Source organism: Emticicia oligotrophica DSM 17448, assembly GCF_000263195.1.
Classification (GTDB): domain Bacteria; phylum Bacteroidota; class Bacteroidia; order Cytophagales; family Spirosomataceae; genus Emticicia; species Emticicia oligotrophica.
In genome coordinates, this window is the sequence record NC_018742.1 from 174,835 (window position 1) to 190,222 (window position 15,388).

Genomic DNA, 15,388 nt, shown 5'->3' on the forward strand with positions numbered 1-15,388 from the left:
AAATATCTAATAATACATGACAAACAAACAAATACGATTGTTTAAAGTTATAGCAATCGCTCTATCTCCTTACGGGGTTATTGCACAAGCTACTGCAGGAATACAAAAAGCAACAACTGAAATTAGAGCATTTTTTCAACCTCTTACTTTATTGATGTATGCCATTGCAGCCGTAATTGGTGTTTATGGGGCAATTCGAGTGTTTAATAAATGGCAAGCGGGCGACCAAGACACTCAAAAAGCATTGGTGCAATGGCTGGGAGCATTTATTTTTGTAATGGTAGCGGCCTCGGTTATTCAATCATTTGTAGGCTGATGAATCTATTTTTACAAGGAATAGTTAGCCCATATTTGAAAGAATATACTGATATAGGATTAGCAAAATCAATTGTTCAAATGGTAATGGCTCTTTCGGCAATAATGGGTCTGTATTTTGCTTATCGGGTATTTCAAAAATTTCAAAATGGTGAAGATGATGCTTCACAAAAACTATGGTTATGGCTAACAGGATTTCTAATCTTGCTCGTTGGTTTGGTATTTCTTTCACAAACACTTTTGAAAAACGATAATGCTTTGCAATAGACTAATTTTACAGATTTCTGGGCCATTAAATAATTTAGGAAATAGTCTTTTGGTTGATGCTAAAACAGCCAAAATGATAGCGATTATGCTCGGTGCGGCGTATGGAGTGTGGGGATTATATAAAATCTACATTGCATGGAACAATGGTGATAATGACGTATATCAAAAGTTAATCCGTTGGTTATTCTCATTGTTATTTTTAGAAACCATCATGTTTTTGATAATCAGTTCAATACTGAATTAATGGCAGAGCTAATTTCTATCTTTTTTGCAGTCAAACGCATCATTCAAGCCATAACCATGATTATTGCAATCGTGGTTGGTTTTAGAATATATCGAAAATGGAATGGGGGAGAAGACATCGAAGAAAGTATTTATTATTGGTTCTTTGGGTTGATAAGTACAACCATCGCTGTTGAATTAGTTGCAAGACTTTTTAAGCTATGATAGAATACAAAATTAATAGAGGTGTTGAAAACGAGATAGAATTTAAAGGGCTTAAAGGGAAGTACGTATATATATTTTCGATAGGAATCGGAGCATCACTTTTTGGAGGGATATTCTTAACAATTATTGGTTTACCGAATATAGTTTCGAGCATCTTGGCTGGAATAGGAATCATTGGTTCAACTGTTTATGCTTTTCAACAAAACAAGATATATGGACGATGGGGAAGAGATAAAAAATTGGCCCAAAATATGTATCCCGCAGGCATAGTAAGGAGAAAATACATATTTGATAAATTATTGAAAAAGAGCAATGAGTAGTGTATTTAATTTAGAAGATAAGTTTCCGATTTTAGCCATTGAAGAAAATCAAGTCATTTCAAAAATGGCAGATATAACTTTGTGCTTTGAAGTAGAAATGCCTGAGATTTTTTCATTAAGTGAAACTGATTATGATTATCTGACAGCCCTTTGGGAAAGAGCAATTGCTGTGTTGCCTGTACATACGGTATTACATAAACAAAATTGGTATATAGAAGAAAAATACCACCCAAATTATGATGCTGACTATTTATTAAAAGCAAAAATCATAGCTCATGCCAATGAAAGGCACTTTGCAAACAGGCCATTTTTAAGCAATAAATGTTATTTGTTTCTTACAAAAACAACAGCAGCTATCGAAAAAAATATTTGTACATCATCAAATCTTTTTAAGTCGAGAGCTGTTCCGAAATCACAACTTAACGAAAAAGATAAAAGAGAGTTTTATGAAGCTGTCGGGCAGTTCATTACGATTATTAAAGAATCTGGCTTCTATAAAATAGATGAAATAGGAGGGGAAGAAATTAGTAGAATCCACCAAAATTACATCAATCTCTCTTATTCGGCAGATAGTATTTCAGATATTGACCCACATCAATTCAAAATAGGAGGAAACCATTGTAAAGTTTTAAGTATAAGTCAGTTAGAGGATTTTCCCTCCACAATCTCTAATCAAAACAAATTAGAAAGATACTGCACTGATAAAACATACATTGGGGTTTCATTAGGGGCAAACTTAGGGATTCTATTACCTTTTAGTCATATCTATAACCAAATTATTGTCATTATTGACCATAACGAATTGTTACAAAAGTTAAATCAAGATATTCGACGTTTTACATCTTTATCGACGTATAGCAAAGAGAATCTTATCAACCGTGATTTTAAAGAGACTTTTGTAGAAACAAGCATTGCTGAAAACGAACGAGCTGTTGCAGTTCATGCAAATGTTTTGATTTGGGATAAGGATATAAATGTTTTGGAAGATAATCGTTCGATGGCTTCGGCAGCAATCACCAAAATGGGGTTTAAAGCAAGACAAGCCGAATATGATGGTTTTTTACTTTACTGGAACTGTATTCCGGGCAATGCAGCCGATATAGGTAAAGATAATTTAAGCACTGTATTTAGAGGGCAAGCCGTGTGTTTAATGGCATTGGAAGCCAATTATAAGGATGCAATGTTAAATCAATTTCAAGGAAATCCACAAGGAATGGTTGTAACGGATAGGCTATCAGGAATCCCGTTGATGTTAGATGTTTTTGACGAACCTATGAAAAAAGGGTTAGTTACCAATCGCAATGTAATGATAGTTGGTCCGTCGGGTTCAGGAAAATCATTTTTAACTAATAATTTGATGTATTATCTCTACGAAAGGGGGAGTCATATCACGATTGTAGATACTGGGAACTCGTATAAAAGACTTTGTGAATTAGTAGGAGGGAGATACATTACTTATGACGAGAAAAAACCAATTGCATTTAACCCTTTTCATATTCAAACGTTATTCCCTGACTTAGAAACCAAAGAAAATTTAGTAACAATTCTTGAAGCTCTTTGGAAAGGAGAGGACTCATCTATTAGTACCTCAGAGAATACTACCTTAGATGATATGGTTGTTAGGTTTTATGAAACATTAGTTGACCTCAAACAAAAAGGAAAACAATTCTTTGTCGATTTTAATCTGTTTTTTGACTATTGCAATGAGGTCTATCCTACTGTTTTCAATAAAAATGATGGTAGAGAAAAAGAATTTGACCTAAAAAATTTCCTCTATATTATGCGGAGATATTACAAAAACGGTCAATATGGCTATCTACTTAATAGCCGTGAAAACTTCAACATCGAAGAGCATCCCTTTGTGATTTTTGAGTTAGACAATATCAAAGACCATCCTGTTTTGTTTCCAATTACGAGCATCATCATCATGAATGCTTATGCTCAAAAATTGGTCAAAATGAAAGGATTTTATAAATTTTTGGTTATTGAAGAAGCATGGAAAGCTGTTTCAAATCCAGCTTTTGCACAATTTATGAAATGGGTTTCAAAGACTGCCAGAAAACATGGAGGTGGTTTAGTAACTGTTACTCAAGAATACCAAGATTTAACAAGTGAGCTGGTAAAAGATGCCATTATTAATAACTCACCGACGAAGGTTTTGTTAGATTTCTCTCGATATAAAAATTATATTCAAGATGTTGCCAATACACTTGGGCTTTCACGAGCCGAAACAGATATGCTCCTAAGTGTGAATCAGTCGAATGATGCAGCGAGGAAGTACAAGGAGTTTTTTATAACATTTGGAGGGAATCTATCAAAGGTGTTTGGCTTAGAAGTATCTCCAGAGGCTTATGCCACATTCACAACCGAACGCAAAGAGTCTGATTTGATTTATGCTATCTCTGAAAAAATAGGTTTAGAAAATGCCATAAAAACATTTGCCAAGGGCGACTACTAATCGTAATTATCTCAATATTCATATAAAAAAAAGAATTATGAAATCGTACAGTAAAAAATGGGGTTTAACCTCTTTGATGTTTATTTTGACAGGTTCGTTTGCTTTTTCTCAGTTTGTTGTCAGCGACCCAATTCATACAGGAATAAGTATTGCGGCTAAAATACTCCATGTTGCCAATCAAATAACATCTACCCTTCACTTAGATGAGGTATTAAAAGCCGCTGAGAAACTAAAAAAAGTAAGCAATGGTATCAAAACCTTTCATCGGATTACTCAAACCGTTACAAACATCAAAAATGCAGGGCAACACTACCAGCAAGCCGTAAAAGTAATTAGCACCGATAAGCATTTTAAGCCTAAAGAAATGGAAAAAATCTTGTTAGGCTATGAATCTCTTTTGCGTGAATCGAGCAATGTGATAAAAGACCTCAATCAGGCAACTCAAGGGAACTTTTTAGAAATGAAAGATGGAGAACGTTTAGCGTGGATTGAAAAAGTTTGTGATAAAGCCAATCAACATATCAAATCAATCGAACAATATACTGCTTCAGTCAGGGCGATTTCGACCATGAGAGCAAAAACAAACGGAGATTATCGAGTTACAGTTGCTCTATATGGATTTTCCGATGAATTTTCGACTGCTATAAATTCAAACCAATATGCCTCTATTAATACAGGTAACTATGAGGTTAATTATGGCGATACTAACTGGACTGGCTACGGAAGAACCGACGCTCTTTCACAAGCAAAAGGAACAACGGCACTGGATGACGAAGCAGCAAAATCTGCTATGGGAGCTTATCAATGGAATTATGGCGGTTCTTTATCAAATCCTTCCACAACAGGAACGACAGAAAGAAATACAAGCACCGAAAATACAACAATTACCCGAAATACTAATACAACAACAACGCCCATAACTCGAAATACTGGTGCGAATAAACCCAGTGGTTGTATGAAATATAACAAAAATGGTCCGTACTGGGACCCAAATTGTACAGGAAACTAAATTATTATGGATTTATCAACGGATGTTATAAAACTAATCGAAACAACTTTCCAAGAGTTAAAAAATTCGATGGCAAATGATTATAAAGGTTTAATTGATATTGGACGAGCCATTGGAGGAATAGGAGCTTTGATTTATATTATTACCAAAATATGGAGTGCTTTAATTAGAAGCGAACCTATTGATTTTGTTCCATTAATTAGACCATTTATTATACTTCAATTAATAACTTTTTCAAATGCTTTTTGCGAATCCTTGGATAGCATAGGGGAGGGAGTACTCAAAATTTCTAATACAAGTGTTGGGCAAATGTCAATAAAAATACAGGAAGCCATCAAAAAACGAGAGCAAGCACTACAACAAGGTAATGAAAATAGTAAAGATAAAAATGGGGCAACTTTTAACGACCAAGATAAAATAACCGATGTGAGTGCTTTCTCATTTTTATCGGAATTAGGGGCTGCCTATGACCAGTTTGTTGGAAAAATTGAATTGGTTATTGATAAGTTCTTAATAGATATTTTTAGTGTTATCCATGATGTTTGCTATATTTTGATGATTTTGATAAGTGCTTTTTTCAGGCTATTGCTTCGGGTTGTAGCACCCATTGCATTCGGAATGGCCATTTGGGATGGTTTTACTAATAATATTTTTGAGTGGGTTGGTAAATACCTAAATTATACATTGCTCCCTTTTGCTGCTGGAATTTATACAACTATCATTTCTAAAATAGAGGTTATTTACTTGACAGCCCAACTACAAGATTATGTCAATAATGGTGAAGATTCAGTTACAGGTATCTTAATTTTAATGATACTCAGTATTTTAGGGTATTTCTTTGTACCAACTGCAGCCAATATGATAATCAGCGTTGGAGGTGTTAGTCAAGTAACTTCTGGGCTTGGAAGAATGGCTGCAAGCACCATCACTACTACAAAACGAGAAACAATCGGTAGATTTTCAAGAAGATAAGAGCAAAAAAATTTGATAAATGAAATCACTTCACAACATCGAAACAAGTTTTCAATTGACTAAGACCATAGCCATTGTAGCAGTTTTAGCATCGTTGATATATTCATTGGTCATAACTTTTTTGTATTTCAAAAATGCAAATGAGTCCGCCGAAAGGGTTTATATTATGTCTTCTGGGGCAGCCATTGAGGCATTTTCATCTAATGTAAGAGAAAATCGCCCTGCCGAGGTTCGACATCATCTAAAACGTTTGCATGAACTTTTCTTTACGATTTCACCTGACCCTAAAAGCATCGAGCGAAATTTAGAAAAAGCTTATTATTATGGTGATGCCAGTATCAAAAAATTATATGAGGCTTACTCCGAAAAACAATATTACTACGATTTAATTTCTGCTAATGCCTCACAAGAAATTAATATTGATTCAGTATATGTTGATATGAAAGATTACCCATTTACTGCAAAATGTTATTCGACAATAAGAATAAATCGAGCAACGACCAAAACCACCAGAACCTTAGTTACTGACTGTACAATCATGGAAATAAATCGGAGTGATAACAATCCACATGGTTTGATGGTACAAAACTGGCGAGTAGTTGAAAATAAAGATGTTAAGGCTGAAGATAACTTTTAATTTATGAATCAACAGAAAGAGTTATACTCCGTAAAGAAGCCAATTAAAGAAATAATTACCGAAAAACTACATGAAAACTTAGACTTGGCTGGTAAAAAAATCAATTCAGTTCAAAGTAAAATCGGCACAGTTTCCAGTAAGATTATATTTATTTTTGTACTTACAGGCTATTTATTCTATTTTCTTAAACCATTTTTTTTGTAATAAATGTCAGCTCAAACTAATCTAATTGCAGCTAATCAAAATCGGCAAATGCGGATTATTGTCATTCCATTTATATTCACAATCGTGGGTTTTCTTGGTTTTAATATTGGTATCATTGGAGAGGTAGATGCAAAATCTCTCTCAAATAAAGATATAATAAATGGTATTCCAGAAGCAAAAATCAAAGGATTTGACGAAAATAAGTATAAAAATGGAATTGTAGAAGCCGAAAAATGGGAACAAGAAAAAAACGATGAAGAAAATAGTTTATCCGCTTTTGATGGCAATAAAATTAGTAGCAATGAATCATTGAGCGAAGAACAGAAAAAAATATTGATTCAAAATCATGCACTGACACCCAAAACCAAAGAAGAAATTCTGTATGACCATTCTAAAAGAACTACTTCTATTTTGAATGACCAAACACGGGCAATACAAGATATATATAAAGTTCAACCCGAAACATACGAACAACGCCAAAATCGTGATAACATTCAAAAAGCAAAAGACTTGAATAATTATGCTCTTGATTTATCCCGGCAAAGTGAACTAATGGCTCTGAATGGCAGTAAAATAAATTCGACTTACGTGCCAAATCCTAATTCGGTCATTCAACCAGTAGTTCCTGTCGAAAACCAATCAGACATTAAACCCAAACCTGAAATAAGAGTAGCAGATAATGCCGTCATAGCAACCTCGTTACCTTCTAAGATTGAAACTGAAAGTCGAATATTCAATGCTTTTTATGGAATCAAGGGAGAAAAAAAAGAAATGGGTAAAAATCAATCCGGTTCGAATATTAGGGCTGTAATACATGGAGATGCCGACAAAATTAGTGTTGTAAATGGTTCTAACATTAAAATTAGGCTAATACAAGATATAAAAGTAAATGGAATATTTGTTCCCAAAAATACACTCGTAACAGGCACATGTACTATAAATGGTGATAGACTTTATATCGGAATAACAACTGTAAAAGTGGGAGATGAATTACTTCCATTGCGAGTAAAAGTAGTCGATATTGATGGTGTAGATGGAGTTTACATACCTAATATGCAAATAAAATCACAGTTGAATCAGGCCCTTGTTAGAAGTACAGATGCAGTTAATTCACCAGGATTTTATTTTACCCCAAGTAATGCTCCAGCAGGTCAGCAAATTCTTGGACAAATAGCTTCTCAAGGAGTATCAAGTTTTATTCAAACAGGCAAACAGATATTGAATCAAAAAGCAAGTGTTTCCAAAGTAAGTATAAAAGCTAATTATCAAATCCTGTTAATTCCTGTACAATATTAATCTAAAAATAGTGAAAATATTTATACTTACTCTATCAATCATCCTATCTTCAAAGTACGTTTTTTCACAAAAAGACACTTTCCGAATAAAGAGTGACTCTATAGCTCAATCGTTGATGGCTGAAGAAGTTTTTAAAAAAACAATACTGATGCCTATTAGTAAGAAATCGGTACGAGGCTCATATCCTTTAGAGGTTTCTTTTCAAAAAACAACACATCTAATTTTTCCCAATAAAATTGTTTATGTTGATTTAGGCTCTGATGCCATTATAGCTGATAAATCTGACCCAACTCAGAACATTTTAAGGGTAAAGGCAAACATAAAAGGGTTTTCTGAAACCTCTTTGGCAGTTATTACCGAAGATGGCAAGTTTTATAGCTTTTTAGTCAATTATGAAGATAACCCCGAAAAACTAAATATCTCGATAGCCAATAATATAGAGTTTGACGAAGAATTTTCGGCATCTTCGGGTATGAAAAAATCAACACCTGAAGATATTATTCTACCCGAAAATACTATGAATGAAGGAGATTTAGAACAAACTTGTTTAGAGGTAGCAAAACTTAAAAGATTCATAAAAACAACAGGCATTACTCGTATGAAAATGTCAATGACATTAGATGGTGTTTACATAAAAGATAAGACTCTTTTTCTGCAATTTAAAATCAATAATCACAGCGAAATAGACTTTACAATAGATTTTATGAAGTTTTATATCCATGATATAGATGTAGCTAAAAGGATGGCATATCAAGAAATTGAGGTAAAATCTGAATTTGAGTATAATAAAAATATCAGTTGGGTATCAAAAAATAAAAGCCTTATTAGAGTTGTAGCACTGCCTTTGGTAACTTTTCCTGATGACAAAATAATGTCGGTTGAATTGTATGAAAAATTTGGTGGCCGCCATTTAAAATTTGAAATTGATAACGAAATAATCGTAAATGGAAAAGCTCTCTAAAAAACTCTTCATAATAATTTGGATAATAATTATGTGGCCAATATCAACAAAAGCACAAATTCATAGTAAAAACCTGAGGACAATAGAATTATCAATGGGGTTGATGGATAAACTGTCGTTCAAAAAAGATGATAACGTAGGCATTTGGTTAAATTTTATTTTCTCAAAATATAATGCACGAAAAGGCGGATTTCGATACGGTATAAATCTTCAACAGAAATATTACGAAACTCCTGTTAAACGATTGATAAATGTTAATCAGTATTTTGTTGAAACTGGCTATGGGTTTGAACTAATAAAATCAAAAAAAAGAAGGCTGTTTTTGAATGGCGTTGGTGGATTGGTTGCGGGGTATGAATCTATCAATGGTGAAAAAAAAGAAGTTGACGCTTTGTTTGTTGTTCAAAATGAAAGTAAAATTTTAGCAGGAACGTACTTTTTGGTAGAGTTTGAAGCAATTTTAAGTACAAAAACATCTTTAATCATTAATACTCGCCAAATTTGGACTCCAACTTCTAACTTGCAAGATTTTCATAGCAGGGTGGGTATAGGCTTACGTTTAAACTATTTTTAAGTGAAAAGAATAATTGCTATCATAACACTGTTGTTGCTCTTACAGAGCTGTATTTCGCATTTAGATATTGTTCCCGTGTCTAAAAATATTGAATCAGCACAGGCTACAGTATTACCTGATTTTAATTTTAATGTAAGGGTTGCGTCGGGTTCTGACATTATAAAATCAACAGAAAGTCAGTTATATAATATCTACATTAGACAATCAGATTTTGAGGTTTCTAATCAAGTCTATTACCTAATTGTTCAGCCTACAAATAATTACGACGGAAATATTGAAATAAATGATGGTAAAACAATTAAAAGCTATCGGGGCGGAGATTGGATACCCATTTTTTATGATAATCTTCTTAATAGTTCGATTAACATTAAATATTCGCCAGTAAAGCCTTCAATAGGTACCTATACCATAAATTTTACGTGTTTTGATAAATTAAAACGTACAAAAACGATTTCGAGAAATCTTACAGTTAATCCATAAAGGATAGGTTTTTGATTGTATTTGGGTTTGTGGGTTTTGCCATTAGGATTTCTTTTAATTCTAACGGATTTGCTATGGAGCATAGCATAGTTTTTTCGCCATGATAAATATGAATGTTGCCACATCTTGAACCAAAAATCATGGATAATGTAACAGTTATATTAACGATATTTTGTATCGGAATCTCACGTATTTGAGGGCTTATTAAACCTTTGATGACGAAACAAGAATTTTCGGCCAGAAAAATACGAATTGAGAAGAAATTCCAAAGATTTGAAACGATTTTATGCATTTTTAAAAAATCGTAAACAGATAATTGGGGTAAAATGTATGACCAATGAAGTTTAACCTTAAATTTTATGGTACTTTCTCCAATAATATTGGCTACTAATTTTTCTCGACCTCTCAATTTTACCCACAAATAGGCACTCCAAATAGTCCAAAAAGGCAAGAAACACACAAATAAAAGCAATGCTACTCTCCAAATTAACTCAAAGAAATCAGCAATTAAGGTTGAAAGGAAAATCACGTTATAGAAGTAGTTAATTATATATTGTGCAATATTAGAAAAGTTGATACTAAGAAACAAATAAAGCTATAATTAACTTATAAGTATTTTATATTAATATTTTTAATTATATTATATATTATAATATAATATTTTATTGGTATAAGTAACAATTTGTAAGATTTATTAAATAGGAAACTTTAAACCGCAAAACCTGAGGAAAATCGCCGAAAATCTTTAATAATTTGTACGAAATATTAGCCTCGTCCGCCCGCCCCAGCCCTTTTTCTATTAATTTTAATGATTTTTTCCTTTTCAACATCTCCGAAAAACTAAAAGAATAAACATTTCAACACTAATAGATAAATTATATCAAAATTGTTTTTTTAATTGTAATGTCAGATTTAATTGATTTGTAGATAATTGTAGATAATTGTCCGATTTTGTAACTCGCTGATTATAAGTTTATTATACACTAATAAGGTAACAGATTGTAAGAATAAACACCCAATAAAGTAACAGATTGTAAGAATAAAGTAACAGATTGTAATGATTAAGGTAACATTCTGTAATATTATAGTAACAGATTGTAATAAATAAGGTAACAAATTGTAAGAAAAACAGTATTTATAAGAAATTACAATCTGTTACCTTATTCATAAAAAAGAGTATATTTGTGGACAATACATTGAAAACAATAAAAGAAGCAACTTGAAACTATGAAATCGAAGCATGAACCAACACTTGAATCACCGCAAGAGGTTGTGTTGGTTGATAAAGGTCAGTCAAGCAAAGAATTAGACGTAGCAAGGGTGGTTAATCATATTGACCAGATACGAAAGTATTTTGACCTACACCAAGAGAAAATACATCTTTTGTTTGTTGCACAACTAAAATCGTTTCAAGGCGAAAACTATAATTCTGAGAGCTTAAATCCTGATAGCCTTTATAAAATGAGTTTTCATTTAGGCGAAAACCTTCAAGTAGATAGAGACCGCATCCGTAAGGCATTAGATGATATTACAAAGGTTCGCTACCAAATTGAAGGAGTCAATCGCTTTGGGTTTATTGTGCCGTTTCCCTATGCAATGTTTGAAAACAATACCATTACCTTGAAAATTCAGGGCTTGGTTTTGAAACAATACTTAGATATTTCAAAGGGATATACCAATATATTAATAGGCGAGGCTCTAAAACTGGAAAGTGAGTATTCGATTAAACTTTTTACAAATCTCAATGCGTGGCTGAATTTAGGCGAAAAAATTTATGAAATAACTTACTTACGAGAATTGCTCGGTATGAACGAACCACTTTTTGAAAATTACAAATTTGTAAATCTTTACCTCAAAAGGTGTAAAAAAGAAATTGAAAAGAAAACAAGTTTAAGGTTTGATTGGGAAATTTGTCATTATACAAGAGGGAAAAGAAAACCTATTGCCGAAAAAATTAAGTTTACGATTACGACCGAGAAAAAACTAAAAAAACAATTAGAACTAAATTTTGAGCAAGAAACCAAACAGACAATAAAAGAAGAAAAGAAATATCATACTGATGATACCATAAACTACTATTTTAGTGCCGAAAGCGTAGAAGAAAAGTGGCGTTTGCTCAATAATGCTATTTCAAATTATAACTTCAAGCAAGACGAAAAAGACTATGTGCTGACAAATGCTTTAAATCAAGACTTTATTCGTAAATTCATGGAAGTACATATATACCTGCAATATGAAGCTATGCTGGCATTAAAAGAAAGCCGTAAACCAGTTGTGGTGAATTTTACAGCCTATTTTCGAAAGTCTATGAAAAATGTTGATATGTGGGTCTAACAAGCAGTCAAATTCAGACTGCCTGTTAGAATTTTACAGTTTCTTGGTTGCTGTTTTTGATTTTGGCAATTCATTCGATTCTTCCAAAGTTTTTACAGTGTGCAAAGACGAAATGCCTACTGGATGTTTCTTTTTTGTCATTAAATCTTCATTCCAATCTTTTTCAATGGGCTTTTTTACAAAAAAAAGGTCATTGCCTTTCCCAGCAATTTCTGCCCGTATTTTTAAAACAGTATCTAATGCTTTTGATAAATGGCGACGACTATTTGGCATCGATATTTTGAAAGATTCTGTTTGATGATTGGTGTTTCGTTCGATTACTTTCACCACATCTTTATCTAAAAATGCTCCAACATTTTTAGTAATTTTATTTACGAAAGCCTCAATTTTTTCAATTGTCAAATCTTTATTTTTTTGAAACTCGATTTTTAGATGAGATTCAGTTCTTTTGAACTCATTGGTTTCATCAACGTATTGATTGTTATTCACATAATCAATTCTGAATTTAATATCAGTACTACTATCTAATAACGGATGTTGTAAACCGCCCGCCACAGTTGCATTAAATCTAAGACCAGGGTTTTCGTTGTCCATAGCTAAAATAACAGCAGATTCATGTCTTTGAAGTACTTTATTTATAAATTCAATTTGTTTGGGAGCAGGATGTCCACCTGTCGAAATGTATAAATTGTATTCCGTTGGTCGTGCCATCAATTGAGCAAACGACATTGCATCAATCGGACTTTCGGTAATAATTATTCTTTGAGCTTTGGCTTTTGAAAAACCAGCATCATTATCTAACATTACCCTCATAATACTATTAGAATCTTTATTGTGGTCTGATAAAAACTGAGCATTGAATGAAAACTGAAACTTTGTTATCCCATCTTTTTCAATTTTATGCAAAGCTCCATACGTATTTGCAGGAATGGCTAATTTTTGCCCGTTTAACGAGGTTACGATTTCATTATCTGTTTTTAATAATTCGTTCGACATCCAAACACCATCAAATTTTGGACCTGCCAAGTAAATTTTGCCAGATTGTTTATCTGTACTTGTGGCAAATCGAATGATGAAACTGGTTAGACCAAATTCATTTCGCATCGGGAAAGCAGTGTTATAAAAAGTCATACCTTGTGTTTCTTTCGATTCATAAGGAATATTATTGACTTGCCCTAAAAACTCAGGAGCATAAATCGTATTTTCGACCAAACCACGTTCTTTTAAATAACTGGGGCGTGTATAAGGTAAAATTTGATTTTCTTCTCTGATTACTTTTTCACGCAATTTGGTCTGTTCTTCTAAATTCAATTCCGAAAGTTTATCAACCTGTTCGTTTTGATATTTCCCTTTTGAATAATTTTCATTTACATTCGCTAATGCTGGATTTATCAAAACTTCATCAAGGGTTGTAAAGACATCTGCCCAGCGATTGTTATATTCATTGAGCAGTAAGTTTATGACTGTGCCTTTGTTTTCGGTGTTATTGACATCAAAAAAGCCTTTAATATTGCGGTTATTCATAAAAACCACAACTTTGCTGTCATTCGATTTTCTAACCCAAAGATGTTGTGCCTTTCCCCATTTTTTGAATTTTGGTTCATAACCAATCTTCTCCAAAACAGCCTCTAAATCTACGTTGGATAGTATATAGTTAAAATCTTTTTTTTGGAATGATTTAGTGGTTGTTTTCTTGATATTCAATATTTTTCCGTGTTCTCTTTCAAGGTTATTCAAGAGTTTTTCTTTATGCCTATTTTGTGATAATTTGAGCGATTGATATGTGTGTAATACATTCAAAATTTTGGTATTAACAACCCCAGCCTTGCGAAGCTGAGCTTCATTGAGCGCTTTATCGAAGTCGCCTTTTTGAAAACCCGAAATAATAGGGAAAATTTGAATAGCCCGATTTTTAGTGAAACCAATGCTTGAAAAAGGCTGGTTTGGGTCAGTATAATTCAAAAAATCATCAACACTTTTTTTGATAAAAGCTCTGTTATTACCACCCATACCGAGACTAATTGCTTTTTTGATAGCTTCAAAATTTTCAGCAGTGGGTTTTACCCATAGCATAATATCTGAATAAGGTAGAGTAGGGGAGTAAGAGTTGGCTGCATAGCTATCAAAACCAATATACTTTACTTTCATTTTGTTAAAAGCCCCTAATATATGTTGTTGTTCGGTTGTCGAAAAATCAGAGACGACTGGTGTATTCATGTTTGATAGTTTTATTTTATCCAATGACTTCTGGGTCATTCAAATCAACATTAAAAGAGCCATTTACATCATCTTTATCTCCATAAAAAAACTCCGAAAGCTCTTCAATGATTAAATTACGTTCCTCGATTGGTCGTGAAAACCATTTCTCTGGTTCTGCCAACATTTCGGTAGGAACAACGGTATCACCTTCATAAGTAAGGTCGAGTTGTAAAAGGTCTTCCTTCATTACATTTTAAATTTAAGTTGTTTCAGGTCGCTAAAAATAGAGTTCTGCATTTGCGGTGCTTGTACTTCTTTTTTCGTTTTTTCGGCTGGTACAATTCGAAGTATTGTATCGGTGAGATTGAATGTGAAAGATTGATTGCTTTGTATCAACAAAGCAATCATTTTCCTATCATTTTTAGAAATTTTTTGTGCAATTTCCTTTGGAATAATAATTTTCGGTTGCCTAAATCTAATTGATAATGTTGAGTCTTCCGTTTTTGGGTTTAACTTAATTTCAATTGAATTGTATTGACTTTGTGCCTGTTCATTTTGTTTCTTTAAAGCCAATTTGGTAACTACCTTTTTGTCATTTAGCAAATGATGGATTTCGGTTTCAGATAAATGAATCCGCAGCTCTCTAAGTTGGGCATCAATTTTTTGGTTTAATGTCAATTCCGGTTTTTGAGGTCCTTTTTGTGAATATTCATTTTGAAAATAAGTAGCTAATTGTTCAATATTGTTTACTACAAAAGGCATAAATGTTGCATTGTCAGGATTAAGAAAACGATTCAATAAAATGTTTCTCTTTAATTTATCCCCATTACTATTCGGGCTAATATTTTCATAAATCTGATAGCCAAACTCTTCAAAAAATGATTGTAATTCTTTATGTTGATTCATTCAATTAAA

The 15,388-nt window shown here is 32.8% G+C and carries 19 protein-coding genes; 15 read left to right on the top strand and 4 right to left on the bottom strand.

Features of this window, described 5'->3' with window-relative positions:
- Positions 1-16 precede the first annotated feature (16 nt).
- The 14 genes from EMTOL_RS20650 to EMTOL_RS20715 all read left to right on the top strand — a co-directional run bounded on the left by EMTOL_RS20650 (position 17) and on the right by EMTOL_RS20715 (position 9,940).
- The gene (locus EMTOL_RS20650; protein ID WP_015026331.1) at positions 17-316 is read left to right on the top strand and encodes a DUF4134 domain-containing protein; all 300 of its coding nucleotides are present in this window, start codon (positions 17-19) and stop codon (positions 314-316) included.
- A complete protein-coding gene (locus tag EMTOL_RS20655; RefSeq protein ID WP_015026332.1) occupies positions 316-582 on the top strand; it encodes a DUF4134 family protein in 267 nt (88 codons plus the stop codon). Before EMTOL_RS20650 ends, EMTOL_RS20655 begins: the two co-directional genes overlap by 1 nt.
- Positions 569-826 carry a DUF4134 family protein gene (locus tag EMTOL_RS20660; RefSeq protein WP_015026333.1) on the top strand — a complete coding sequence of 86 codons (258 nt, stop codon included), beginning with the start codon at positions 569-571 and terminating at the stop codon, positions 824-826. Before EMTOL_RS20655 ends, EMTOL_RS20660 begins: the two co-directional genes overlap by 14 nt.
- Entirely contained in the window at positions 826-1,029 is a 204-nt protein-coding gene (locus tag EMTOL_RS20665; RefSeq protein ID WP_015026334.1) for a DUF4134 family protein, read from the top strand. The genes EMTOL_RS20660 and EMTOL_RS20665 overlap by 1 nt, the downstream gene beginning before the upstream one ends.
- Positions 1,026-1,349, top strand: a complete 324-nt coding sequence (locus EMTOL_RS20670) for a DUF4133 domain-containing protein (protein ID WP_015026335.1) — start codon at positions 1,026-1,028, stop codon at positions 1,347-1,349. The genes EMTOL_RS20665 and EMTOL_RS20670 overlap by 4 nt, the downstream gene beginning before the upstream one ends.
- Complete coding sequence (locus EMTOL_RS20675; protein ID WP_015026336.1) at positions 1,342-3,807, top strand: TraG family conjugative transposon ATPase; 2,466 nt, start codon at positions 1,342-1,344, stop codon at positions 3,805-3,807. The genes EMTOL_RS20670 and EMTOL_RS20675 overlap by 8 nt, the downstream gene beginning before the upstream one ends.
- 37 nt (positions 3,808-3,844) lie before the next feature.
- Positions 3,845-4,816, top strand: coding sequence for a hypothetical protein (locus EMTOL_RS20680; protein ID WP_015026337.1), 972 nt, complete (start codon positions 3,845-3,847; stop codon positions 4,814-4,816).
- 6 nt (positions 4,817-4,822) lie between these two features.
- Positions 4,823-5,788: a TraJ family protein gene (locus tag EMTOL_RS20685; RefSeq protein WP_015026338.1), complete on the top strand. Its 966-nt coding sequence runs from the start codon at positions 4,823-4,825 to the stop codon at positions 5,786-5,788.
- Positions 5,789-5,807: 19 nt separating this feature from the next.
- The gene (gene traK, locus EMTOL_RS20690; RefSeq protein WP_015026339.1) at positions 5,808-6,425 is read left to right on the top strand and encodes a conjugative transposon protein TraK; all 618 of its coding nucleotides are present in this window, start codon (positions 5,808-5,810) and stop codon (positions 6,423-6,425) included.
- Positions 6,426-6,428: 3 nt separating this feature from the next.
- Entirely contained in the window at positions 6,429-6,629 is a 201-nt protein-coding gene (locus EMTOL_RS20695) for a hypothetical protein (RefSeq protein WP_015026340.1), read from the top strand.
- Between the two features lie 3 nt (positions 6,630-6,632).
- On the top strand, positions 6,633-7,925 hold the full coding sequence (traM, locus tag EMTOL_RS20700) for a conjugative transposon protein TraM (protein WP_015026341.1): 1,293 nt from the start codon (positions 6,633-6,635) through the stop codon (positions 7,923-7,925).
- A gap of 148 nt (positions 7,926-8,073) precedes the next feature.
- Entirely contained in the window at positions 8,074-8,886 is an 813-nt protein-coding gene (traN, locus tag EMTOL_RS20705; protein ID WP_305953319.1) for a conjugative transposon protein TraN, read from the top strand.
- Between the two features lie 31 nt (positions 8,887-8,917).
- Positions 8,918-9,460 (top strand): conjugal transfer protein TraO, encoded by a 543-nt coding sequence (locus EMTOL_RS20710; RefSeq protein ID WP_015026343.1) that lies wholly within the window; start codon positions 8,918-8,920, stop codon positions 9,458-9,460.
- Positions 9,461-9,940 carry a hypothetical protein gene (locus EMTOL_RS20715; RefSeq protein WP_015026344.1) on the top strand — a complete coding sequence of 160 codons (480 nt, stop codon included), beginning with the start codon at positions 9,461-9,463 and terminating at the stop codon, positions 9,938-9,940.
- Here EMTOL_RS20715 and EMTOL_RS20720 read toward each other — a convergent pair.
- Entirely contained in the window at positions 9,930-10,469 is a 540-nt protein-coding gene (locus tag EMTOL_RS20720) for a hypothetical protein (RefSeq protein WP_041694334.1), read from the bottom strand. The genes EMTOL_RS20715 and EMTOL_RS20720 overlap by 11 nt on opposite strands.
- Before the next feature lie 698 nt (positions 10,470-11,167).
- On the opposite strand from EMTOL_RS20720, the gene EMTOL_RS20725 reads away from it, so the two are divergent.
- Positions 11,168-12,274: a replication initiation protein gene (locus EMTOL_RS20725; RefSeq protein WP_015026346.1), complete on the top strand. Its 1,107-nt coding sequence runs from the start codon at positions 11,168-11,170 to the stop codon at positions 12,272-12,274.
- A gap of 33 nt (positions 12,275-12,307) precedes the next feature.
- Here the strand turns inward: EMTOL_RS20725 and EMTOL_RS20730 are convergent, their stop codons facing one another.
- The 3 genes from EMTOL_RS20730 to EMTOL_RS20740 are packed head-to-tail and all read right to left on the bottom strand — an operon-like array spanning position 12,308 to position 15,379.
- Positions 12,308-14,491, bottom strand: coding sequence for a toprim domain-containing protein (locus EMTOL_RS20730; RefSeq protein WP_015026347.1), 2,184 nt, complete (start codon positions 14,489-14,491; stop codon positions 12,308-12,310).
- A 16-nt stretch (positions 14,492-14,507) separates the two neighbouring features.
- On the bottom strand, positions 14,508-14,720 hold the full coding sequence (locus EMTOL_RS20735) for a hypothetical protein (RefSeq protein WP_015026348.1): 213 nt from the start codon (positions 14,718-14,720) through the stop codon (positions 14,508-14,510).
- The gene (locus tag EMTOL_RS20740) at positions 14,720-15,379 is read right to left on the bottom strand and encodes a hypothetical protein (protein ID WP_015026349.1); all 660 of its coding nucleotides are present in this window, start codon (positions 15,377-15,379) and stop codon (positions 14,720-14,722) included. The genes EMTOL_RS20735 and EMTOL_RS20740 overlap by 1 nt, the downstream gene beginning before the upstream one ends.
- Between the last annotated feature and the right edge of the window lie 9 nt (positions 15,380-15,388).